20 protein-coding genes are annotated in these 25,118 nt (G+C 47.2%); 3 read left to right on the top strand and 17 right to left on the bottom strand.

Annotated elements, in window-relative coordinates; translation table 11 throughout:
* Window positions 1-15: 15 nt before the first annotated feature.
* Window positions 16-1,233, bottom strand: coding sequence for an aminotransferase-like domain-containing protein (locus IEX62_RS02880; RefSeq protein ID WP_188773881.1), 1,218 nt, complete (start codon window positions 1,231-1,233; stop codon window positions 16-18).
* A gap of 33 nt (window positions 1,234-1,266) precedes the next feature.
* Entirely contained in the window at window positions 1,267-2,040 is a 774-nt protein-coding gene (locus IEX62_RS02875; protein WP_188773880.1) for a response regulator transcription factor, read from the bottom strand.
* Window positions 2,041-2,329: 289 nt separating this feature from the next.
* Here IEX62_RS02875 and IEX62_RS02870 point away from each other — a divergent pair, with 289 nt between their 5' ends.
* Window positions 2,330-2,737, top strand: a complete 408-nt coding sequence (locus tag IEX62_RS02870; protein ID WP_188773879.1) for a uroporphyrinogen-III C-methyltransferase — start codon at window positions 2,330-2,332, stop codon at window positions 2,735-2,737.
* Window positions 2,734-3,801, top strand: a complete 1,068-nt coding sequence (locus tag IEX62_RS02865) for a phosphodiester glycosidase family protein (protein ID WP_188773878.1) — start codon at window positions 2,734-2,736, stop codon at window positions 3,799-3,801. The genes IEX62_RS02870 and IEX62_RS02865 overlap by 4 nt, the downstream gene beginning before the upstream one ends.
* Window positions 3,802-4,092: 291 nt before the next feature.
* On the opposite strand, the gene IEX62_RS02860 is transcribed toward IEX62_RS02865, so the two are convergent.
* The 14 genes from IEX62_RS02860 to yfcE all read right to left on the bottom strand — a co-directional run bounded on the left by IEX62_RS02860 (window position 4,093) and on the right by yfcE (window position 22,853).
* Window positions 4,093-4,347, bottom strand: a complete 255-nt coding sequence (locus IEX62_RS02860; RefSeq protein ID WP_188773877.1) for an AbrB/MazE/SpoVT family DNA-binding domain-containing protein — start codon at window positions 4,345-4,347, stop codon at window positions 4,093-4,095.
* 229 nt (window positions 4,348-4,576) lie between these two features.
* Window positions 4,577-5,041: a tRNA (uridine(34)/cytosine(34)/5-carboxymethylaminomethyluridine(34)-2'-O)-methyltransferase TrmL gene (trmL, locus tag IEX62_RS02855; RefSeq protein WP_188773876.1), complete on the bottom strand. Its 465-nt coding sequence runs from the start codon at window positions 5,039-5,041 to the stop codon at window positions 4,577-4,579.
* A gap of 160 nt (window positions 5,042-5,201) precedes the next feature.
* Window positions 5,202-6,290, bottom strand: coding sequence for a 3-phosphoserine/phosphohydroxythreonine transaminase (gene serC, locus IEX62_RS02850; RefSeq protein ID WP_188773875.1), 1,089 nt, complete (start codon window positions 6,288-6,290; stop codon window positions 5,202-5,204).
* A gap of 300 nt (window positions 6,291-6,590) precedes the next feature.
* Window positions 6,591-8,015 carry a type I glutamate--ammonia ligase gene (glnA, locus tag IEX62_RS02845; protein WP_188773874.1) on the bottom strand — a complete coding sequence of 475 codons (1,425 nt, stop codon included), beginning with the start codon at window positions 8,013-8,015 and terminating at the stop codon, window positions 6,591-6,593.
* A gap of 649 nt (window positions 8,016-8,664) precedes the next feature.
* A complete protein-coding gene (gene aroF, locus IEX62_RS02840; RefSeq protein WP_308422625.1) occupies window positions 8,665-9,750 on the bottom strand; it encodes a 3-deoxy-7-phosphoheptulonate synthase in 1,086 nt (361 codons plus the stop codon).
* A gap of 448 nt (window positions 9,751-10,198) precedes the next feature.
* Entirely contained in the window at window positions 10,199-11,173 is a 975-nt protein-coding gene (locus IEX62_RS02835; protein ID WP_188773872.1) for a 4-hydroxy-3-methylbut-2-enyl diphosphate reductase, read from the bottom strand.
* A 410-nt stretch (window positions 11,174-11,583) separates the two neighbouring features.
* A complete protein-coding gene (locus IEX62_RS02830; RefSeq protein ID WP_188773871.1) occupies window positions 11,584-13,197 on the bottom strand; it encodes a sensor histidine kinase in 1,614 nt (537 codons plus the stop codon).
* A gap of 16 nt (window positions 13,198-13,213) precedes the next feature.
* Window positions 13,214-13,903, bottom strand: coding sequence for a response regulator transcription factor (locus IEX62_RS02825; RefSeq protein ID WP_188773870.1), 690 nt, complete (start codon window positions 13,901-13,903; stop codon window positions 13,214-13,216).
* Between the two features lie 179 nt (window positions 13,904-14,082).
* Window positions 14,083-15,822 (bottom strand): S1C family serine protease, encoded by a 1,740-nt coding sequence (locus IEX62_RS02820; protein ID WP_188773869.1) that lies wholly within the window; start codon window positions 15,820-15,822, stop codon window positions 14,083-14,085.
* Window positions 15,823-16,126: 304 nt separating this feature from the next.
* Window positions 16,127-16,792 (bottom strand): response regulator, encoded by a 666-nt coding sequence (locus tag IEX62_RS02815; protein ID WP_284446165.1) that lies wholly within the window; start codon window positions 16,790-16,792, stop codon window positions 16,127-16,129.
* Window positions 16,755-17,825, bottom strand: a complete 1,071-nt coding sequence (locus IEX62_RS02810) for a sensor histidine kinase (RefSeq protein ID WP_188773867.1) — start codon at window positions 17,823-17,825, stop codon at window positions 16,755-16,757. The genes IEX62_RS02815 and IEX62_RS02810 overlap by 38 nt, the downstream gene beginning before the upstream one ends.
* A gap of 6 nt (window positions 17,826-17,831) precedes the next feature.
* Window positions 17,832-19,040 (bottom strand): cell wall-active antibiotics response protein LiaF, encoded by a 1,209-nt coding sequence (gene liaF / locus IEX62_RS02805; protein ID WP_188773866.1) that lies wholly within the window; start codon window positions 19,038-19,040, stop codon window positions 17,832-17,834.
* A gap of 320 nt (window positions 19,041-19,360) precedes the next feature.
* Window positions 19,361-21,301 carry a threonine--tRNA ligase gene (gene thrS / locus IEX62_RS02800; protein ID WP_188774045.1) on the bottom strand — a complete coding sequence of 647 codons (1,941 nt, stop codon included), beginning with the start codon at window positions 21,299-21,301 and terminating at the stop codon, window positions 19,361-19,363.
* Window positions 21,302-22,307: 1,006 nt separating this feature from the next.
* Window positions 22,308-22,853: a phosphodiesterase gene (gene yfcE, locus IEX62_RS02795; protein ID WP_188773865.1), complete on the bottom strand. Its 546-nt coding sequence runs from the start codon at window positions 22,851-22,853 to the stop codon at window positions 22,308-22,310.
* Between the two features lie 125 nt (window positions 22,854-22,978).
* Between yfcE and IEX62_RS02790 the strand changes: the two genes are divergently transcribed.
* Window positions 22,979-23,308: an antibiotic biosynthesis monooxygenase family protein gene (locus IEX62_RS02790; RefSeq protein ID WP_188773864.1), complete on the top strand. Its 330-nt coding sequence runs from the start codon at window positions 22,979-22,981 to the stop codon at window positions 23,306-23,308.
* Between the two features lie 277 nt (window positions 23,309-23,585).
* Here IEX62_RS02790 and mqnC read toward each other — a convergent pair whose 3' ends face one another.
* Window positions 23,586-24,722: a cyclic dehypoxanthinyl futalosine synthase gene (gene mqnC, locus IEX62_RS02785; protein WP_188773863.1), complete on the bottom strand. Its 1,137-nt coding sequence runs from the start codon at window positions 24,720-24,722 to the stop codon at window positions 23,586-23,588.
* Window positions 24,723-25,118 lie beyond the last annotated feature (396 nt).

The following is a 25,118-nucleotide window of genomic DNA, read 5'->3' as shown; positions in this document are numbered from 1 at the left end:
CTACAACTCGAAGCATCAGCCTCTCATTTCAGCAATGGCTTCCGAAATCAGATTCATACCAAGCAGCAATTCCTCACGCCCCGGATGGGTAAAATTCAGCCGAATATAGCTACTACCCTGTCCGTCAGCATAACAGCGTCTGCCCGGTAAAAAGGATACACCCTTCGCAAGCGCACGCTCCAATAGCTGCTCTCCATCCAGCTCCTCCGGTAAATGCGCCCATAAAAACATGCCGCCTACGGGTACTTCTACCTCTGTACCACGCCAGTTCGGCCGTTTGAGCAGCTCCAGCATCAGCTTGAGCCGAATATCGTATTCCCGATTGAGCATCGTAATATGGCTATCCCAATCAAAGCGTGGCGATTGTAGCAAACGCAGTAAAATTGCCTGGTTCATCGTGCTGGATTGCCAGTCAGCGGTCTGCTTCGCTGCCGATAGCACCTCAATGAGCTGTGGATCGCCAGCTGCCCAGCCAATACGAAGTGCAGGCACGATCGTTTTGCTAAAGGAACCGATGTACAGCACATGATTCCCACCCAGCTCCCGATCCAGCTGAAATAAGCTCGGATATCGACGTCGAAAAGAGCGTACCGGCTCCGATCCAAAATGCAGATCGCCATACGCATCATCCTCTGCGATCAATAGCTCATGCTTGCGACACAGCTCCAGCACCGCCTTACGTCGCTCCAGCGTCCATGCTCTACCTGTCGGGTTGCCAAAGTTCGGCGATACGAACAGCAGCTTGGGCTGATGCTGAGCGATCAGGCGCTCCAGCTCCTCGGGTCGCATGCCATCACGATCGCATTCTACATGAATCACATGCGCTCCCTGCAAATGCAATACCTGCAAGCAGCCTGGTGGTGCAGGCGATTCGATCAACACCACATCACCATGATTCACATAAATGCGAACGAGCAGGTCAATCGTCTGCTGACTCCCTGAGGTGAGCAAAATATCCGCCGGGTCTACCACCAGCTTCTGATCCTTTTGCCAGCGACTATGCAGCCATTGTCGTAATGCCAGTGAACCGGCAACATCGCCATATTGCAGCGCAAGCGGACCAGCTGAAAATACCGCACCTGCCGCTTCACCCAGCTGAGCAAGCGGAAACAGTTCTTCTGCTGGCAATTCCTCTGCCAGCGAGATCCACGATTCGCGGCGCTGTGCACGGCGATCTGGACGAACCGAAAAGGGCGGCATTTTGCTTACTCTGGATGCAAATGAAAATTTCACCGTTTCAGCCTCCTGTACGATGCTTTTTCAAGATCATACACCTGAACTTGAATCCAGAGCAACCTTTTTTGACGCGCCTTTGGTCTTTAATGTACGAATCGGCTCGATACCGACAGAGGACTCCACAGCAATCACATTCGGAAGGCTTTCCAGCGCACCCTTGAATGAAGCGGTATGTGAATACAGCGTGTATTTCTCAATCGCCTGTGCACGGCTGCTCACACCCAGCTTGTCATAAATTTTACGTAGATAATTATCAACAGAACGACGGCTTACACGGATCGTCTCAGCGATCTTATCGTATGTAAACCCCTGTGTAATCTGCGTCATGATGGTGTGTTCAATTTGAGACAGCTCAAAATAGCCATCGGTCGGAATTTGAGCAGGCACCGGTACAACGCCCTGACTTAGCCAGGATAATGGAATGACCGTTAATCCCTGACGCAAGCCGCTGATCAGATGCAGCAATTGGGCAGGCGAGGATTCCTTGGAAAGCACGCCACTTGCACCCATGCTCATCAGCCCGGCAAATAGCGATAGATTATTATCTCCCGTCAGTACAATCACATGGCTGTCCGGACTACTGCGTTTAATCTGGCGCAAATAAAATTCTGCATTGCCCTCTGGCAGTGAGTCATCCAGCAGAATCAGATGAGGGCTTGTACGTGCGGCAAGCTTAACCCCATCTTTGACCGAGCTTGCTGTACCAACGACACTCAAGCTTTCGGTTTCTTCCAATATGATCTTCGTTCCCAGCATTAATGCCGGATGATTATCAATCATGATAACCTTCCATACGCTATCCATTGGGGCACTTCCTCCCTGTATCAATCCATCTATTTTGCGGACTTTTGCTTGCTAATTGTTATGACTGTATAGTTACATATCGGTCAATAGTAGTGGAATTTTAATCCTATCTGCTGCTTTTCTTCTATATATTCATACAGGTAAAATATTATTTTCTAGACTTACACGATGCCTGTTCAACAGGAGGCTTCATTGGTGACATGTATACCTATTTCGGAAATGGACGCACCCTTACCCACATGTTAGAATGAAATTTGTTCAAAATAATAACAAAACGAGGTGATCCGACATGGATTCCAAATCAGAGCCTACTTCGCGCTCCATGACACGTCCGCGGCCCTCAGGCGGCACCTCTGCACGATGGTTTTTGGTGTTTTTGATCGTCATTATTGCGCTCGGAGCAACAGCAGCGTATCTATATAGCAATCACCTGAAACAGCAGATGATCACCGCGATCAAGGCGGATACGGAGCGACAGATCGCTACCCTGCAAAGTGATTATGAGACTCGCCTGACAACGATGTCCAAGGAGATGGAGCAGCTTCAAAGCAAGGTCGATTCCTTTAACGAGCTGCTCACCTTTACAAAGGACAATGCCAGCAACAAGACGGATAATAGTAACAAGCTGTATACCCAGCTTAATGAAGTACAAAAGCAACTCAATACGCTACAAAAGAAAATGGAGCTGCTCAAATGAACAAAGGTATTAGACGGATCAATCGTTTGCTGTTGCTAGCGATTGCGCCCTTTGTCGGCGTGTTCGCGGTGCTGTTGCTTCAGTCGCATGACGTAAGTATTCCGCTCGAGCTAGAGCCCTATAAGCCCCGTACAGCACTAAGCGAGCAGACATCAAGCATTATGAATGGCTTGCAGCAGGCAGAGCAGGTTGCTGCACAAACATCCGCCTCGATTGAGAAAACGACACGTCTGTACAATCGCACGACCTCAGCGATGTCATCGATCGTGCGTACGGCTTCGACGCAGGCGCAAAAGCCAGAGCAGATTTACAACAGGCGCATTACCTCAAGGCTTGGTGCCGCAGTCGAGCGTGTGAATAGTCAGCGCATCAATATTGAGCTGTATCGTCTGAACCCAGGCTCGTATCGCGCCTATGCGATGAAGATCAAGCTACGCGATCCAGAAGCGATGAAAATGACGCTTGGCAAGGATTCCTTTGGCGGAGCAGAAACGACCTTAACCGCCACCCAGCGCTATGGCGCAATCGCTGGTATTAACGCAGGTGGCTTTGCCGATTCAGCAGGCAAGCGCTATCCGCTTAGCACGACGATGCTGAATGGTCAGTATGTAAGTGGCTTTCAGCCAAGCTTTAAGGATCTGTTCTTTGTCGGTCTGAACAATTCAGGTCAGCTAATCGGTGGCAAATTCTCCAATCAGCAAAAGCTCGATGCTTTATCACCTTCATTCGGTGCTTCCTTTGTACCGATTCTGATTCAAAATGGTCAAAAAACACCGATCCCAGCCAAATGGCAGAACACTCCACTACGTGCTCCGCGTACCGTCATTGGTAAGTACAAGGATGATCAACTGATCGTCATTGCCGCAGACGGCTACAATGAGAATGGTAGCTCTGGAGCCACACTCAAGGAGCTACAGGATAAGCTGTATAAAATGGGCGTGATCGATGCCTACAATCTGGATGGCGGCGGCTCCACCTCGCTCATTTTAAATGGGCGTGTCGTCAATCATCCATCCGATGGCTCGCTTCGTCCGGTAGCTACGAACTTTCTCTTTTTCAAATAAGGGTAAGACTATGTATCGATAGTGCTTTCGCATGAGCAGCAGCATGTTTTATACAGAGCATGGAGAGTATAGCAGTAAAACATAATCGTCTGCTAACCGTCTGCAAAAAAGACCTTCCGACCTGAGATCAGGCTGGAAGGTCTTTATATTTACAATCAAAGCGACCGGAGATGATTCATATTTGTATGGGACCAATTCGAATGGCATGGCGCAGTGTGCTACCTGTCCAATTGCTGCTGCACAGGCATTATCCTGGTCACTCATCCCCTTACATGTTACTCATTAAATAAATTAGGCATTTTTAGGAATCAAGTTCATTTCAGTCACGCATTGTGCGCAAATATAGCGATCCTTAAACTCGCTCACTTCTTCCATAGAGCCACAGAATACACATTTCGGACGATATCTTTCCAGAATGATATGATCACCCTGTACAAGAATTTCAACCGGGTCTCCTTCATTCATTTGATATCTTTTACGCAGCGACTTTGGCAACACAATTCTTCCCAATTGATCAACTTTACGTACAACGCCTGCCGGTTTCATACAATTATACACCTCTCTGTAATTGATACTGGAGTATGTGCCTGATGCATATACTCGATAACAAGTGAAGGAAGAATATCAGTGTAATAAAATTTGGAATATAAACTATATATTCTCTATTTCACTTCTCTGTATATTCTTCGCTTACTTGTTGAATCCTGCTAACTTTTACTAATTTCTATTCTTTCTTTTAGAAGCAAGACTTTTCTCACTGCACCCGAAGCTGCTTTTAGCTCAGGCCGGGGAAATCCAATTGCCGCAATGCTTCATATACAATGATGGCCGCTGAATTGGACAGGTTCAGCGAGCGGACATCACCAGACATCGGCATGCGCATGGCTGTCTCCGGATTAGCTGCAATTAGCTCAGGTGGCAGCCCCTTCGTTTCCTTGCCAAACACGAAAAAATCGCCATCCTGAAACTGGAAGTCACAATATCTGTTTTTAGCCTTGGTAGTGGCATAAAAGAAGCGATGACCAGTGTAGGACTTTTGAACCTCTTCAAAAGAATCATGATACTCGATATTTACAGCATGCCAATAATCAAGACCGGCTCTTTTGAGAGTAGCATCATCTGTTCTAAAACCCAAAGGATGCACAAGATGCAGGTGAATCCCTGTAGCTGCGCATGTTCTGGCAATATTGCCAGTATTCGCTGGTATCTCTGGTTCGACCAATACAATGTGTAGTGCCATAGTTCTGTTTCCACCTTTTATCTAGTTCTTTTTGATTATAACCTATCTCGGTAAATTGCGACAGCTTTTGACAAAAAATAGTTGAATATTTTTAAAAAAAGCCCTCCCAGAAGGGAAGGCTTGTTCTTTTTAACGCAAACGAGCTATAAAAGTTGCTCTATTAGCTGTGTTTTTTCTGGAAATCCTGCATAAATTCTACCAACGCTTTACAACTTTCGTACGGTACAGCGTTATAAATCGATGCGCGCAGCCCCCCTACGCTACGATGTCCCTTCAAACCAACAAAGCCTGCTTGCTCGGATGCCTTAATAAAGGCTTTTTCCAGTTCTTCCGTTTCCAGCCTAAAAGTAATGTTCATATGGGAACGGCTATCCGTATGAGCTGCACCCTTGTAGAAACCATTGCTGTTATCGATCGCATCATAGATCAGGTTCGCCTTTTGCTCGTTCAGACGCTCTACGCCTTCAAGGCCACCCTTCTCTTCAATCCATTTCAGCACTTCATTAACCATATAAATCGCAAACGATGGCGGTGTATTGTACAACGATCCATTGCTAAGATGAGTGTCATAACGGAAAATCGTCGGAATATGCTTTGGTGAATTATTTACCAGCTCTTCGCGTGCAATAACAACTGTTACGCCTGAAGGTCCTAGGTTCTTTTGCGCGCCCGCATAGATCATGCCGAATTGGCTCATATCCAGTGGACGGCTTAAAATGTCACTCGACATATCCACGATTAGCGGAATATCGCCTGTGTCCGGGAATTGCTTAAACTGCACGCCACCGATCGTTTCATTCGAAGTTAGATGCACATAAGCTGCGTCTGGAGCAATCTGTAGCTCATCAGCCGTCGGTACACGCATGTAATTATCTTCTTTAGTCGAAGCAGCAACCTGCGTTTCCCCAAGCAGCTTCGCTTCGCTAATCGCTTTGCCTGCCCAGCTCCCTGTATCCACATAGCTACCCACTTTACCTTCACCCAGCAGATTCATTGGGATCATCGCAAACTGCGTGCTCGCGCCACCTTGCAGGAATAACACCTTAAATCCTTCCGGATTACCCAGCAGAGATAATAGACGCTGCTCAGCTTCTTTATGTACGCCTTCATACACCGCTCCACGGTGCGACATTTCCATAATCGACATTCCCGTACCTTCATAGTCTACAAACTGCTTCTGAGCGCGCTCCAGCACTTCCAGCGGCAATGCAGCCGGACCGGCATTGAAATTATAAGCTCTCTTGGTCATCTCTTACTCCACCCTTTCAGATTCGGCATGACATCTTTATCCCTGTAAAGAGGTGATGTCAGGTTCGTGGTAATTATCGCTATGATATCAGCATTTTCCAGGGTGAGCAAGTGTCTTTTGTCACGCTGGCATCCAAAGCGATTATTTTTTACAGCATGCATGAATAACGACAGTTTATGGCTATTTCCGAACAAAGCCTTTACATCCCGATGACTTATTAAAAAATCCTCCGGAACAGTCATTCCGGAGGATTCAGCAGCCTTGCGGCTTGTATTACCGTGTGAATCGGCAGTCAGCCGATTAGCAATCGTAGTAGAGGCTGAATTCGTGTGGATGTACACGGATTGCAACGTCTTTTGCTTCAGCGCGTTTGAACGCGATGTAGTTAGCGATGAAGTCTGCTGTGAACACATCACCTTGAAGCAGGAACTCGTGGTTTTTCTCCAGCTCATCCAGAGCTTCATCAAGGGAAGCAGGTACACTGCGGATACCTTGTTTGTCTTCATCAGACAGCTCGTAGATGTTTTTGTCGAAAGGACCATAGCCCAGCTCGCGTGGATCGCGTTTGTTTTTGATACCGTCCAGACCAGCCATCAGCATAGCGGAGAACGCCAGGTAAGGGTTAGCTGTGGAGTCTGGTGTACGGAACTCGATACGACAGCCTTTAGGTGTTACAGCAGCTACCGGGATACGTACTGCTGCGGAACGGTTACCTTTGGAGAATACGAGGTTAACCGGTGCTTCGTAGCCAGGAACCAGACGTTTGAACGAGTTCGTGCTCGGGTTCGTCAGCGCGATCAGTGCAGGTGCATGGTACAGGATACCGCCGATGTAGTGCAGAGCCATTTCACTCAGGTTAGCGTAAGCGCCTTTTTCGTAGAACAGAGGCGTGTCGCCATTGAAGATAGATTGGTGAACGTGCATACCGCTACCGTTATCACCGAACAGTGGTTTTGGCATAAATGTTGCTGTTTTGCCGTATTGTACCGCTGTGTTGTGCACGATGTATTTGTATTTCAGCAGGTTATCTGCTGTGAATTTAAGAGTATCAAAACGGAAGTTGATTTCCGCTTGACCAGCTGTTGCTACTTCATGGTGATGACGCTCGATTTTCAGGCCAGCTTCTTCCAGCAGGCGACACATTTCGCTGCGGATATCTTGCTGGGAGTCAACTGGAGCAACAGGTACATAACCGCCTTTTTTGCGGATTTTGAAACCAAGGTTGCCGCCTTCTTCTTTACGGTTCGTATTCCAGAAAGCTTCGTTAGAATCTACGGAATAGGAGGATACGTGTGTATCGCTCTGGTAGCGAACATCGTCAAAGATGAAAAATTCGGATTCTGGAGCGAAAAATGCCGCTGTACCTACACCGCTGGATTGCAGGAATTCTTCTGCTTTCTCGGCGATACCACGTGGGTCACGCTCATAGCGCTCGCCATCTGGAGTGTAGATGTTGCACATTACGTTGATTGTCGGATGAGCTGTAAATGGATCGATAAATACGGATTCTGGATCCGGCATCATAACCATATCGGACTCTTCAATACCGCGGAAGCCTGGAATAGAAGAACCGTCAAACGCTACACCATTCACAAAAGTATCCTCATCCACTTCGCTAGATGGCAGTGAGATATGGTGTGCACGTCCCGACAAATCTACGAAACGGAAATCGAACCACTCAATATTGTTTTCCTGTGCGAGCTTCAATACATTTTCTACCGGCATTTGTACTTTCCTCCCCAAATTTCCGAACATTGCAACTTTTTCTAATGTCAAATGTTCATGTTCTCGTTTTTTTTCTGTCGTCATTATAAAACCAAAAACCTGACATCGTCAATAGCCATGTGATATATTTCTGGCTGAAATGTAAGAAATGCTTACACTTCATAGCTTACCAAAAAAGAAATCGCTTCGTCAATCAACGATTGCATAGCGTGTAAGCAATGTGATGCGTTATGCCTTACCACGTATTCACTACACGCTTTAAAGCGTCACACCAGCAAATGAATATAATATTTAAATGGCATATTACTCCTTTCACACGTAAACTACAAGCCCCGCACGGGGAGTACGGTAGCTTTATTCCAACCATTAAGCCTCTAAACGATGCTTTACCCGTATGAAAAAAAGTAGGAAATGCTTGATATATCAGCTTTTTTTGAAGCAGGTTTGTGATTAATGCTCATTTTTTTGCATTTGTTTGCATGAAATGATGAAAATGATAATTTGGTACCAAAATCCTTAACGATATACCAAACAGGCTGATCCTATTGTGATCAACCTGTTCATTGTTCAATTTCAAGCAGAAGTGTTCAGTTGTACAAGCTGAACACTTCTGCTCATCGATTCACTATTTAGTTAGTTTCTCTCCGTATTATGCCTGTGCGGATACAGCAAACTGCTCTGCTGGCGCCTTCGCAGTGTTAAAGCTTTTGCCGATAATCGGTGCGAGCTGCTCCAGCTCACGCAGCAATCGTGCGAATTGATCCGGGAATAGCGATTGTACGCCATCACCGGTCATGGAGTTGTCTGGATCGGTATGCATTTCAATAATGAGTCCATCTGCGCCTGCTGCAACAGAAGCGCGTGTCATCGGCTCGACCAGCTCACGACGTCCTGTACCATGACTTGGGTCAGAAATGACCGGCAGATGGCTGAGCTGCTGAAGAACGGGAATGGCTGACAGATCGAGCGTATTACGTGTGTAGCCTTCAAATGTACGAATACCACGCTCACATAGCATTACATCCTTATTGCCACCCGCCAGAATGTACTCTGCCGCATTGAGCAGTTCATCGTATGTTGCACTGAACCCACGCTTGAGCAACACGGGCTTACGCACCTCACCCAGCTTACGCAGCAGATCGAAGTTCTGCATATTACGCGTACCAACCTGCAAAATATCCGCGTATTCTGCACAGATATCTACATACTCCGGTGTCATAACTTCCGTAATCGTAAGCAGACCATGCTTTTTCCCTGCTTCCGCCATCATAATCAAGCCTTCCACTCCTACACCCTGGAAGCTGTATGGGCCAGTACGCGGCTTGAACGCGCCACCACGTAATACCTGACCACCTGCTGCTTTGACCAGACGAGCAATTTCATCAATCTGCTCTGCTGATTCTACCGCACATGGCCCACCCATCACGACCAGCTCGCCGCCACCGATGCGTACATCGCCGATCTCGATCACTGTGTTTTCTGGATGAAATTCACGACTTGCCAGCTTGTAGGACTTGGACACTTTGTTCACTGCCTGTACAACGGTATGCTGTTCAAGACGCTGCTGTAGTGCAGGTGTAACCTTGCCGATCATGCCAACGACAATACCCTCTGCTGCATGAGCAACGTGGGCTTGTACACCTTCTTCACGAATCATGCTTACAATTTCATTTAATTGCTCCTGTGAGGCTTGCTTGGATACTTTTGCGATCATAATCATTCTCTCCTTTGATATGGACAATGTATGGTTTTATACAGATATGGAATGGGTTGGTGAGCCATGATGGGAAGATCACGCTCGTTACGATTTTCGATGTTCGATATCATTCAGCGTTATCATTTACTTTAACGCTTGTTCGCTTTTTAGCTTACACGCTTTTAAGCTTTTAATCACTAAAGTAAATATATCGTTTTAGCCCATCCTTGTCAAGACCTTCACACCATTCCTGTTGCTTCATCGCTATAGAGACCTATATAACCGTACTCGCTTGTTATCCCCTCACTGCTCCGCTTAACCTTTAAGATCAAATAAAAAAGAGTATCACCGAATGATCGGCGATACTCTTTAGCTGTGCTAATTACCCATTTCTTTACAATAAAAAGAAATGGAGAATGATACTGTTCCAGCATTTACACGCTATAAAAGCCTTACCAGACGCCCTCAGTAGCGATATAAGCGACGTTTAACGACGAACCGGTTGATTGGTCGTTCTACCCTTTTTCTCGCGCACAGGCGGTAATAGACGGTCTGGGTTTACGGTACGTACGATCTCCCATGTGGATGGATCGTCATTATCGTATTTTTCCAGATAGCCGATTACTTCCTTCGTAATCGGTGTTGGTGTAGACGCACCTGCGGTCACCGCTACTCTGGACTTGCCCTTCAGCCATTCACGATCCAGCTCGGTAATATCCGAAATTCGATATGCTGTTACACCAGCAATCTGCTCGGATACCTGTGCGAGTCGATTGGAGTTATTACTGCGCGGATCACCGACAACAATTACCAGCTCCGCCTGTCCAGCTTGCTCCGCAACAGCCTCCTGACGCACCTGAGTGGCAAGACAAATCTCATTATGCACCTCAGCACCAGGGAACTTCTCCAGCAGCTTGTTCATAATATGACGAATATCCCACTGGCTCATCGTGGTCTGGTTGGTGATCAGAATACGATCCGCCTGTACGTTTAGATCAGCGATTTCCTCTTCCTTCTCAATCAGATGCACATGCTCCGGGGCAACGCCAATCGCACCTTCTGGCTCAGGATGATTTCGTTTACCGATATAAATGATCTCATAGCCTTCGGCTGTTTTGTCACGAATTAGATCGTGGGTGCGAGTCACATCGGGACAGGTCGCATCAACCGTAGTCAATCCCTTTTCACGAGCGATCCTGCGGACTTCTGGCGATACGCCATGAGCGGTGAAAATAATCGTACCACTCTCGACCTGATCAAGAATATCCAGTCGGTTCGGGCCATCCAGTGTAACGATACCTTGATCTTCAAAAGCTTTGGTCACATGACTGTTGTGTACAATCATGCCTAGTATATAAATAGGGCGTGGCAGATCAGGATTCTGCGCAGCCTGTTGTGCGATAACCATAGCGTCAACGACACCATAACAGTATCCACGTGGCGCAATTTTTACGATTTCCATCTGGGCTAGACACCTGCTTTCTCGGGTTTGCTCATAATAGCCATACCCATTCATTATAACGTATTCTGACAACAACAGAAAGGCACCGCCTGCGAAGCCGGTCACTTTATTCCGATTTCGCTGGGCTGTGCCTGATCGCATTCGCTTACATTCTACATGTAAGGAGCTAGAGTATCGTTAATATTACTTCTCTGATTGTTGCTTACTTTTCAGATGGTTGCTTAGGATTGATTTAGGATGAAGTCTATCACCTGATAGTAAAAGCTCCTATTGGATTGCGTGTCTTTAAAGCTGCGAGCACTGCTCATTGTACCGTACCTGCTTACTCCTACTGTACTTGTGCATTCGTACCGTACTTGTTTATTCCCACTATACCTGTTCAATCATCGTGTGATTGTTCATAGGTATGGTTACTCGCCACCCGCACTTTTATCGGTAGGAGGCTCTTCTTTATCCGGTTTCTTTTTAATCGGCTTGAGAATCGTTTTCTTTGGCTCTTTTTTCGGTTGCTCTTTCTTCGTCTCTGGCAGATCGAGCACTTCCTCACTATCCGGCAAGCGCTCTGGCAAAATTTCACCTTCTACCGGAACGGCTGCCAACGGAAGCCAGATCACAAACGTCGTGCCTTTGCCTTTGGCTGTAACGACTTCTACGGAGCCTTCATGCGCATCAATAATCCATTTGGCGATCGATAGACCGAGTCCGGTTCCTGGCGTTACCCCGCGCGATTCATCTGCACGATAGAAGCGCTCGAAAATATGTGGAACCTCCTCCTGATCCATACCGATTCCTGTATCGCTAATACGCACACCAATCTGCTCTGGATAAATGACTGTATCCAGCGTCACTGTGCCTTCTGGCGTATACTTAAACGCATTTTCGATAAAGATAAACAGCATCTGCTGCAAATAATCTTTATTCCCGTACACAAAATATTCATGCAGCTCCGTCATATCAGCAGGCTTCCATTCGGCACGGTGCGGGATAAACTGCGCCCGACGTACCACTTCCTCCAGTAGCTCACCCGCAGGCAGACTATCCTTAATAATCGTCTGTCCAGCATCTGCACGTGCCAGCGATAGCATATCATTGACCAGCCTGCTCATTCGCTTCGCTTCGTCAGCAATATCGTTGATCGCCTCCATCGACAGCTCCTTGAGCATATGCTCATCCAGATGCGGCGCTTCGTCCGGCTTTTTGTTCCATGCCTTTTGCAGCAAATCGACATTACCGCGAATCGTTGTGAGCGGTGTACGCAGCTCATGAGAAGCGTCCGAGACAAAGCGACGCTGTGCAGTATACGCCTCTGCCAGCTCCTTATAAAACACCTCGGTACGCCCAAGCATCCCGTTAACCGTACTGATTAGCTGACCGATCTCATCCGATGGCCCATCGTAATCGATACGTACGCTCAGGTCTTTTCCATTTTGAATCTGATTCGCTGCCTTGATCACCTTGCCGATCGGCGCCATCGATTTACGCGCCAGGAACAATCCGAGTGTAAACGCGATAAACAGCGTTGCTAGCGAGCCAACAATGAGCGTAACCCGCAGATCGTCAAAGAGCTGGTTAGAATCGGTCATATCGGCTGCAATGATCATCACGCCCAGCAGCTGATTCGGATTGGTCGTGGAGAAAATGCCCCCGTAGGCAACTAAGTAGGAGCGTCCATTATAATCGACCTGCTGTAGATCACTTGGAATTTTGTCAGGAGCAGGTACGGTGAGAAAGCTCCCGTTATACGAATGCTCGCGTGAAGCATCGGTATAATTACCGATTTTGATTCGAAATCCTGACTCCATCAACCGATAATAATCCTTTACCGATGGCAGCAGATCCACATGCCCCTGACTATCAGGCACACCTGCTGATACTTGAATCCGATATACTTGATCCAGCAGCCGGGTACGCAGCTCCTGATACGTATTAAAATAAACAAACGCATAGATTGCTACACTGAACAGCATTAACGTCACCGCTAATATGCCAGAATACCATACTGTTAGTCTTAAGCGTATTGACATACTGTCAGTCCCTTCCTTAGGTGTTGCTTCTCAAAATGTAGCCTGCCCCCCGAATGGTTTGAATCAGACGCTTGCCACCATGCTCTTCTGTCTTCTGGCGCAGCATCGCAATATATACTTCGAGTACGTTGGATTCGCCGCTATAGTCATAGCCCCAGATTTTGTCCATAATCAGGTCACGGGAAAGCACACGCTTCGGATTCTGCATGAACAGATGCAGCAGCTCGAATTCCTTTGCAGTCAGCTCCAGTCGTTGACCATCACGTGTCACCTCACGTGCATCCGCATCCAGCGTCAGGTCTTCAAACGACAAACGGTTCGTATTGGACGAATCCGCATCCGGTTTACGGCGCAGCAAAGCACGCACACGCGCAAGTAGCTCCTCCAGTGCAAAGGGCTTCACCAGATAATCATCCGCACCTGCATCCAGTCCACGCACCCGATTTTCCACTTCATCCTTCGCGGTCAGCATCAGAATCGGCACGGAAATTCCCGCTTCACGTACACGGCGACATACCTCGAATCCATCCACCTGTGGCATCATCACATCCAGTACCATCAGGGCAGGATCATTTTCCAGCATCTTATTCAAGCCTTCCGCTCCATTGGAAGCAGTCAGCACCTCGTATCCTTCAAAAGCTAATCCACGCCGTAGCATGGAGATAATCTTTTCATCGTCATCAATAATTAAAATAGTTGGTCTCATCGCGGCTTCTCCTTTGGTCAACGTTCTTAGATCGATCACTGGTTCTATTGTATCAACGAAATGCATTTTACACTACTTCCTGTATACAATCACACAAAAGGCGGAAAGGATATCCCTTCCGCCTTTCATTTATATAAACCGGCTATGATCTTCCAGCCGGATCATGGAGTGAGTCGAGATTATTGTCCGCCTTCGTTATCCGAACTACCGATCGAGTTTTGATATTGATTGCGATCGCCAATTTTCACTTTCAGATCCATTTTCTTACCATCACGGATGATATTCACCGTAACGGTATCGCCCACTTTGAGCTTCTGAATCGCAGTGATTAGATCCTGACTGTTGGAATACGCCGTGCCGTTAATACCTGTGATTACATCATACGAGCGCAGATCAGCTTGATATGCAGGTGATCTGTACAGCACTTCGGTTACGACGGAGCCACTTGTTGTATTAATGCCCAGCTGTTGCGAAATTTCAGGTGTCAGCGTCATCAGCGATGCACCGATAAATGGTACAGGTGTTGCTGGTACTTCTTTGCCTGTTTTCAGGTTTTCCACTACTTTGGCTACAACATTAGACGGAATCGCAAAGCCGATACCCTGTGCATCCTGGCTCACAGCGGTATTAATACCGATAACCTGCCCATTCATGTTCAGCAGTGGGCCACCGGAGTTACCAGGGTTGATGGACGCATCGGTTTGCAGCAGATGTTGATAGTTAGTCGATTGACCGTTCTCTTCATCCGAAGCGGTAATGCTACGTTCCTTCGCACTCAGTACACCAGCAGTAACTGTGTGGTCAAAGCCCTGTGGGTTACCGATTGCAACGACCCAGCTACCGATTTCCATATTGTCGGAGTTACCGAGCGAGATGTAAGGGAAGTCTGTTTGACCCTCGGTTGGCTCAATTTTCAGCACAGCCAAGTCAAGATCGGTGCTCTTACCCATCAGCTTCGCTTCATACGGTGTTTTGTTGTTTTCCAGTGTTACTTGAATCACGTCAGCATCACCAACCACGTGTGCGTTGGTCAGGATATAACCACTCTTATCGAAAATAAAGCCAGAGCCGATACCGAGTGGAGTTAATGAACCGGAAGAACTGCTACCGCCACCATTGCTGGAGCCGCCGCCACTACCGCCGCTTCCGCTTCCGCTTCCACCACCGTTACCGAATTGATCACCGAAGAAGAAGCGATACATCGGATCATTGTAGTACGGATTGTTGCTAGTACCACCACCGCTACCAGAGCGGGAATTGGAATAAGTTTCGATTTTCACGACAGCTGGACTGGCCTTTTTCACTACGTCCGCCACGTCAGCGGAGCCGACTGGCAATGCTGCCTGTGTCACCGAGTTGCTTTCGGTAGGTGTTGTCGTTGTCGTTGCTACAGTGTTCGACGTCGCCGCAGCGTTGCCGCCAGTGAACAGGTTCGCACGATCTGCGCCGTACATTCCACCTGTCATAATAATCATGCCGGCGAGCACAGAAGCTACAATCGTCTTGACCGGGCTTTTTGGCTTGTTGTACTGGAATTGCGGCTTACGGTTGTTGCCATCGTTACCACCAGTGCCACCACCATTGTAGCCATTGTAACCGCCATTTCCGTTACCTGAGCTGTGTAGCTGATTCAGTGGGTCCTGTTGTCCACCACGTGGTGTATTGTTCAGATCTGAGCTGTAGATCGGGCGAGTCGGTGCAGGAGGCGTTACTTCAACCTGTGATGGAGATGGTGTCTGTGTTGCAGGACGTTCCTCGTTGCCTTCACGACCATCTTTGTTAAACGATTGGAATGGGCCGTAGGAATAGTAGTGCGATTGTTCGTTATTCGGTCCGTTCGGAGTAGAGTTTGCTGTATGATTGTTTTGGCCGTCACCAGACATGCCGTTGCTCAATTCATTTTTGTTCTTATCTTCCATGAAGAAAACCTCCCAGATTCCCATGATATGAATGCATTGTGTATGCCATGTGTGTAACTCATTTGGTACATTGTTATATTCGCTTATTAACCTTAACTTCACATTAAAATCAATTAAAAAGAAAATAAATCCTTACCGTCTCGCATTGCACTCGCTACCATTCCTGCGTAAAACAGCAAAAAACCGCCAGATTCGGCGGTTGCACGATATGTAAAGCATAAATTAAACCGGATAGAACATAATTTATATATAAAATGGAGCATTAACGGATGGCATATCGCATTGGCATATAGGAAGAAGATACTCAGGTCTGACTGACCCAGCCCTTACGATGGGCAAAGATCGCCAGCTGCGTCCGATCCTCCAGCTCGCATTTCATCAGCAGATTGCTTACGTGGGTCTTGACCGTTTTGATGCTGATATGAAGCTCTTCCCCAATCTCCTTATTGCTCAGCCCTTCGGCAATGAGCATCAGCACCTCGCGCTCACGTCCGGTCAGGTCTGACGCTTCCTCCTGTGCCGTGCTTCGCTGACGAATCCCGCGTGTGAGCGCCTGTGAAATATCACCGGTCATGACCGGCATACCGCGGCTTGCCCCTTGCAGCGCATAGATCAGCTCCTCCGCCGAGACCGTTTTTAAAATATAGCTAACCGCACCTGCCTCAATCGCCTCTACAACCAGATCATCCTCGATAAAGCTGGTCAATATGACAATTTTTAAATGCGGATATCGATGTAAAATATGCCGCGTCGCCTCCACTCCGTTCATGACTGGCATCATCATATCCATCAAAATTAAATCTGGCTGCACGCCATCGATGCTCTGCTCCAGCAGATCGATGACCTCCTGTCCGTTCGCTGCCTCAGCAATCACTTCAAATCGTTCATCCAGCATCAGGTAGGTTTTCAGCCCCATCCGTACCATATCATGGTCATCTGCCAGCAATATTTTGATCTTGTCCACCTTCATCCGCTCCCTTATACAATATGTCGAACTTCGGAATATGGATGCGGATCGTCGTGCCCGCACCAGGCTTGCTAATGATCTCCGCCTGTCCGCCAAGCTTTTCCGCGCGTTCTGCCATAATGGTTAATCCGTATGAGCCCTGCTTGTGCACACTCATATCAAAGCCGCGCCCATCATCGCTAATATGTAAAGCGACATGATGAGACTCCTCTTGCAGCGATAGGCTGACAATAGAAGCCTCAGCATGCTTGACGATATTCGCCAGCGCCTCCTGAATAATGAGAAAAAGCTGACGCTCTTTGGCCTCAGTCAATTTTCCTGCTAGTTCAATATCCTGTATTCCCTTCAATCCATTATGTCGGCAGTAATCTGGAAACCAGGTGTCCAGCGCCTCAGATAGCGAACGACCCTCCAGCTCCATCGGGCGAAGCTGGGTGATCAGCGCTCTCATTTGCTTTTGCGCCAGCTGTGACATCTGGATTAATTGCTCCATCACGATGCCTGCCTGCTTTGGATTGATTTCCAGCACTTTTGGAAGCGAGGATGCGGACATATGGATCGCGAACAGCTGCTGGCTCACTGAATCATGCAAATCGCGAGCCATGCGGCGGCGCTCTTCCAGCACCGCCAGCTCTGCCTCACGTTCACGCTCAATCACCTCACGCTCGCCCAGCTGCTGTAAAATGCGCATCTTCCGCTCGACCGTGCTCATCATTTCGTTAAACTCCTCATGTACACGATTGAACGATTCATCCTCAATCGGCTCCAGGCGCGTACCAAAATTCCCTTTGGCGACCTGAGTCATTTTCAGATGCACATTATCGATACGGCGCTGTACACGCTGTCCGGCAACATAGCCAGCAGTCAGCCACATGGCGATTAGCCCGATCAGATAGTAATACCATTTCTCTGGCAAATGGAGGAGCTGATAGTCCTTCGTCAGCATCACGTAGATCGTAATGGTCGTCAAAATACTGACGGTGCTGAAAAAGCCGATAAGCTCCCATTTGATATTTTTGAACCACTTTGTCCGCATTGTCGTTTACCCCACCCGGTTGATTCGAATGTCTCCAATAAACACGTTCACTGTAATCTCAACACGCTTGCCTGTCGTATCGGCTTCGCTCGTCTCACCGCTCAGACGATTCATCATGCCATCGCTATTACGGTTCAAAATGTCCATATCACCGATAAACGAATTGCCTTCTGCCTTGAAGCTCACTTCAACACCACTCGGGATAAACACCTTCACATCACCGATAAAGGCAGAAATATTAATACGTGTCTTCCCATAAGGAATCTGCGCACGCGTCAGATCGAGCATCGTATCGCCAATAAAATGAGAAATATTCATCGGCTTCAGCTCAAAATAATCTTTACCGATATGCACATCTCCGATAAAGCTGGAGCGTTCCTCGGCATCGACGCCTGTACCATAGCCAGTATCATACTCACTACCATATTTATTATTGTAGGCGTGGTGATCGCTCTTGAATTGCTTTTTCCACTGATCATGGTGCCACTGCTTCTGGTGCTTCATATTGCGAATATGCTCTTTGAAATGCTGCTTATTCTGCTTCCAATGGTCTGCATGCATCGAGCCGTATTGACGGAACATCGGGTCTTGATTTGGACGGCGAGCGTGTAACGGTTCTTTCCGCAAATTCGGTCCATGTCCAGGCTGCCCTTCAGTTGGTTCTGGTCGGCTACCAAATGAAGCGTGATCGGAAGCTTCTGCCTCATGACGCTGCTCTGAGCCCTTAGCATACTGATGACCCAGCTTCTCATCGAACAGATCATCAAGTGATGAAGGAGCCGGCGGTGGTGGAGGTGTAGGCGGTGTATACGTAGAAGAACCTGACATGCCATCACTACCGTTCATACCTGAATAATCATAGTTTTGACGGCGCTTGTGAGATTTCCCTTTGCCTGACATCAGACGGAAACCGAAAAACACCAGCCATAACGGAATCATCAATCGAATCAGATCACCGATCGAATAATCATAAAAGCCAAGATTGCGTCCAATAAAATACACACCGAGAATCGTCATAATCCAGCCACCCACATCACGCTTGCATTTGAACAATAGCTCATTCAAGCCAATCTCCAGCAAGATCAGGGGCCATAGCATAAATATCACGTCACGTACTCCAAAATCGATAAGCTGCAATCGATCCAGCAGAAACACCAGTCCCAGACCGATCAAGCTAAGTCCCCAGAACGTCTTGCGGAACATATGTCTATTCATGCCGTTTCCTCACTTTCTTATTCGGCCGCTTGGACAAGGGTACTTGCCCTCGCTTGCCGTCACCGATGTTTACGATACATTCAGTGTAAATGAATATGGCTGCTCGCCATAGCGGCAACAGAATGAAATCGGTCTCGGTCTCGGGACCGATAGACAGTCAAAAATAAAAGCACCGGCGATATTCACCGATGCTTTTATTATAAAGGAAATGGTAACCAGTTACAGCGCATTTGGCATAAATCGCTACCTATTCCTATAAATATTTATTGCTGTATATCCAGACGAAGCGATGCCGCCATCGAATGGCCTACCGATCTCACTTAGAAAATGGTCCGATCTGCAATCTCGTTACGCAGCAGCTTCGCTGCTTCTTCCAGTGGCATCGAGCCGATATCTCCCTCGCCACGTTTACGTACGGATACGCTGTTCGCGTTCATTTCATTTTCACCGATAACGAACATGTACGGGATCTTCTCCAGCTGTGCCTCACGGATTTTGTAGCCCAGCTTTTCGTTACGCAGGTCTGCTTCTACCATCACACCGCTCAGACGCAGCTCATCTTCAACCTTGCGAGCATAATCATCAAATGCAGTCGATACCGGAATAACCTTCGCTTGTACGGGAGCCAGCCACAGTGGCAATGCGCCAGCAAAGTTCTCCAGCAAGAAGGCAGTGAAGCGTTCCATTGTGGAAATCACACCACGGTGGATAACGACTGGACGGTGCTTCTGACCATCATCACCGATATATTCCAGCTCAAAGCGCTCAGGCAGCAGGAAGTCGAGCTGTACTGTGGACAATGTTTCTTCCTTGCCCAGTGCAGTACGAATCTGCACGTCCAGCTTTGGACCGTAGAATGCTGCTTCGCCTTCGGCTTCGAAGAATGGCAGATCCAGATCCTCTACGACCTCACGCAGCATACGCTGGGACATTTCCCACATTTCATCGTTCGGGAAATATTTCTCTGTGTCCTGTGGATCACGATACGACAGACGGAAGCGATAATCGCTAATGCCAAAGTCTTTGTATACCTGTTGGATTAACTGGATAACACGTGCAAATTCGTCTTTAATTTGATCAGGACGAACGAACAGGTGAGCATCGTTCAATGTCATCGCACGCACACGGTGCAGACCAGTCAATGCGCCGGACATTTCATAGCGGTGCATCATACCCAGCTCAGCGATACGGATCGGCAGATCACGGTAGCTGCGCAGATCACTCTTGTACACCATCATATGGTGAGGACAGTTCATTGGACGCAGAACGAGCTCTTCATTGTCCATTGCCATAACTGGGAACATATCTTCCTGGTAGTGCTCCCAGTGACCGGATGTTTTGTACAGCTCTACATTACCGAGTACAGGTGTGTATACGTGGCTGTAGCCCAGCTTTTCTTCCAGATCAACGATATAACGCTCCAGTGTACGGCGCAGCTTGGCACCATTTGGCAGCCAGATCGGCAGACCTTGACCAACCAGATTGGAGAATGTGAACATACCCAGCTCTTTACCCAGCTTACGATGGTCACGCTTCTTCGCTTCCTCCAGGAAGTGCAGATGCTGTTCCAGCTCAGGCTTTTTGTTAAATGCAGTTCCGTAGATACGTTGCAGCATTTTGTTTTTGCTATCGCCGCGCCAGTAAGCACCTGCTACACTCAGCAGCTTGAATACTTTCAGCTTACCTGTCGATGGAACGTGTGGACCACGACACAGATCGAAAAATTCACCCTGATCGTAGATCGTAATGATACTATCCTCTGGCAATGCTTCGATCAGCTCGATTTTGTATGGATCTTCCAACTCGCGGAAAATGTCCAGTGCTTCTGCACGGCTCACTTCACGACGTGTGATCGGCAGATTTTCGTTGACGATACGCTCCATTTCCTTTTCGATCTTTTGCAGATCTTCCGGATTCAGGGAATGCTCAAGATCCATATCGTAGTAGAAGCCGTCCTCGATCACCGGGCCTACGCCAAGCTTCACTTCTTTTGCACCAAACAGACGTTTTACCGCCTGTGCAGTCAGGTGAGCTGTACTGTGACGGATCACTTCCAGACCGTCTGTGCTATCTGCGGTTACGATCTCAACCAGTGCACCGTTATGCAGTGGTGTGTTCAGATCAACGACGATGCCGTCGAGCTTACCTGCTACTGCATTTTTGAACAGGCTTTTGCTAATGGAATTGGCTACATCGCCAATGTTGTTGCCTTCCTCATATTGACGGAGCGAGCCGTCAGGCAGTTTGATTTCGATTGCCATCATAAATCTTCCTCTCTGTACATAGGTTGGATTGAAGCTGTTCTGTTGTTCCCCTGTATGGACAGCAAAAAACGCCCGTCCCGGTAAAGGGACGAGCGTTATATACACACGTGGTTCCACCCTGATTCGATTCCACACCTCACATGACAAAAAAGCATGTGCAGAATCCTTCATTGAACATCCGTTAACGGGGATGAACCGATGATGCTTACTGCCATCTGTGCGAAAGGGCACACTATGGGTTCAATATCATTGCTCCAAAGGGGTAAACAACAATCGTCAACCGAAGGAAATTCCAGCGTGAAGTCTTTTCCTCTCTCTGAACTGGACGGTATTGATGTTCATGTCTTTGTCATTGCATGGGTTGGTATGATCAGCTTTGCTTTCATCATTATAGAAGTGTGATGGGTGTACGTCAAGGGTTAGCTGTATGTGCATGCTAATGTTCGAGGAACAGCTGTAAACCCATTCAAAAATAAATATTACTTATTCATTTTAAAGTTTGTTCGGGTGCTTGCTTATAGATTTGTGTGCTCAATTGAGAAATATGGCATCAATCACTTCCGGTAAGGAATAAGGGAACGTCCTCAGGTGGAGGCTAGGAATCTACGGATTAGGATAAAATGTAGATTCCCAGCCTCCAAAGTCGTCCTTTTCCCTTATTTCCTTCCCTCCGTTCCGTGTTGCTAGCAGCATGCGAATTGCATGTAGTAGATATGAATTGCATAAATAGACAGGTAATGGCATACCATTATCGCTTTATCATGACAATCGCAAAATTTGAATTTTATTCATAATAAAGAGTTTTTGTAGAGTCTATTCATTTTACTAGAGATTTGGAGCAGAAGAACCTACAATGCGTTATCCCTTCATAGATTCCTGTGCGGTACCCTACGTCCGTTCCCTTATTTCTTCTCGCAGTGTTATCTGCTTCATTAAAAGCAGTCTGCATACATGCGCTAATTAAATCGTGATCTACTACTGCTTCGGATTTAGCATTTAAATCTTATTCGAAAGTGATCGACTTGATCGGATTGCCTTCGAAGTCTTTAACGGTGAAGGTATCGTTGTCCAGAATGCCGTAAGAATGTGGATAGTCCTGTTTCGGTAGTGCGATGGAGCCCGGGTTGAGGGTGTAGATGCCATTTTTAATATCGGCAACAGGAATGTGGGTATGACCCTGAATGAAGATGTCGCCGTGGCATAAGTCGGGCAGGTTATCGATGCTATAGCCGTGACCATGAGTGGCGTAGATGCGGCGTGTTCCAGCATATAGTTGTACATAGTCGCCCATCATAGGGAATTGTAGTAGCATTTGATCGACTTCGGCATCGCAGTTGCCGCGGATGCCGATGATTTGATGTTTATGAGTGTTGAGGGCATCGGCTACACCGGCAGGGTCATAGCCTTTAGGTAGCGGATTGCGTGGGCCGTGGTACATGTAATCCCCTAGCAAAATGAGCTGGTCGGGTTGCTCGATGGCGACTTTTTCCAGTGTGCGGTTTAGCCAGTATAGTGAGCCGTGAATATCGGAGATGAACATCCATTTCATCGTTTATCACTCCTTGTTCGATATGTAGTCTCTTCTAAATGTAGTTCCTTCTGGTCAGGAACAGCTTTATAATTTAACTGTAGCATATTGAAAATAGAAATCGATAATAGAAAAGGAGGATTTCAATGCACGTACCTCTTGAAGAACGAGAAACGCCTTATTATGCTGTGATCTTTACGAGCAAGCGTACAGAGGGTGATCATGGGTATGGGAAAATGGCGGATACGATGGTGGATATGGCAGAGCAGCAGCCCGGCTTTCTCGGTGTCGAGAGCTATCGCAATGCTGAGGGTGCAGGGGTGACGATCTCATATTGGAGTGATCTGGAATCGATCCGCAATTGGAAAGCGAATCCGGTGCATCAGCTTGCGCAGCAGCAGGGCAAGCAGCAATGGTATGATCAGTATTCGGTGAAAATATGTAAGGTAGAGCGTACATATTCATTTGAAGCGTAGTGGATAAGCTGGAGCACGTTGGTTAGTTGGATGTAGTGTGTATGAGATTAGTGCTATTTGTGAGGTTACTATTATTGGGATGACTATGGTATTGCTACTTTGTCATGAGATGGATGCTAGGATCGTCAATTCATTTTGATTATGCGTATACGCTCTCTCGGATAGTAACTTCCCCTCATCTGTATAAAATATATAAAAGGCGCTACGATTCCTTCGCTGGAATGGTAGCGCCTTTTGAATGCGATGTATACTTGTGACTATGATCTCTACTGATTGATTAGTTCTGCATAATGAAGTCGCGTTGGATTTTGTAGCTTTCATCATCAAATACTTTAAGGATGTTGTATTTGGTGTCACGCTGTGCTGGAATTTTGCCAGCGGCACGGATGATATCCAGCGTTTGCTCGATATTTACCTTGTGCGTTGTACCCGCGGCAGAAACGACATTCTCCTCCATCATCGTGCTACCAAAGTCATCGCAGCCGTATTGCAGCGACAGCTTGCCCACTTCAGGGCCCATCGTTACCCATGACGATTGGAAATGCTTGATGTTGTCGAGTACGATGCGACTAATTGCAACATTTTTCAGGTATTGCTCCGGTGTTTGCTTTTCTGCCTTCATATTGGTGTTATCTGGCTGGAATGTCCAGGAGATAAATGCCAGGAAGCCCTCGGAATCGTAGCCATTGCGGATACATTCGTCCTGTGCGTCACGCACACGCATCATATGCAGCGCGCGCTCCTCAAAGGATTCACCGAATCCGATAACCATCGTTGCGGTTGTGTTCATGCCGACTTTGTGTGCCGTCTGCATCACATCCATCCAGTCGCGCCATGAGCCTTTCAAACGACTGATTTTACGACGTGTACGGTCATCCAGAATTTCACCACCGCCACCTGGCAGCGAATCGAGTCCGGCTTCATGAATCGCACGAATCGTATCCTCCATCGACAGACCGGATAGCTTTTGCATTTTCATAATCTCTGCTGGAGAGAAGGAATGCATCGTGATGTTCGGGAAATGCTGTTTAATTTTGCGCAGGATGTTCAGGTAGTACTCAAATGGCAGATCAGGATTGACCCCGCCCTGCATCAGAATCTCCGTACCCCCTACATCCTCAGTTTCCTGAATTTTCTGCAAAATCGTCTCGTCTGGCAATACATAGCCTTCCGGTGAACCCGGACGACGGTAAAAGGCACAGAAACGGCAAAATACGTCGCAGACATTGGTATAGTTCACGTTACGACCGATGACGAATGTAGTGATCGGATCAGGATTTTTGCGAATCATGAGCTGGTTCGCTACATGACCCATTTTCTCAATCTCATCCGATTCATATAGCGCAATTGTATCTTCCACATCAAGGCGTCCGCCTTGCAGCGCTTTGTCCAGAATACGATCTACTGTATTCATATGATAGCCTCCTAATCGATTCAGGCACCAAAGGTTGATGTCGAACAGTCAATTTGAATATAGGTTGATGATGGGATCATGTGTTGAAGCCACATCTACACCCATCCTTAAAAATTGAAATAATTTCATAACGGCATGTACTATCGTAACATATTTCACATTTTAAAAACAGGCATGGAAGTGGCAGGTTGGTGATTTTTTGTAAGATGGTTGGGAACGATGGATATTTAAAAATGGAAGTGTATACATTCGAAAATGGTTATCTAACAACTAGCAAGCTGTAGCACGATGTCAAAAAATATCAGCCTCTATACTAACCGCCTCATTTGCCCACGACTATAGCTAAAGCAGGCTCCTATAGGGAGCCTGCTTCGATAATATCATTAATCGCTATAT

The sequence above is a fragment of the Paenibacillus hunanensis genome (genome assembly GCF_014645615.1).
Classification (GTDB): domain Bacteria; phylum Bacillota; class Bacilli; order Paenibacillales; family Paenibacillaceae; genus Saccharibacillus; species Saccharibacillus hunanensis.
Note: the sequence above shows the minus strand (reverse complement) of the source record. Positions and strands in the feature narration are given on the sequence as shown.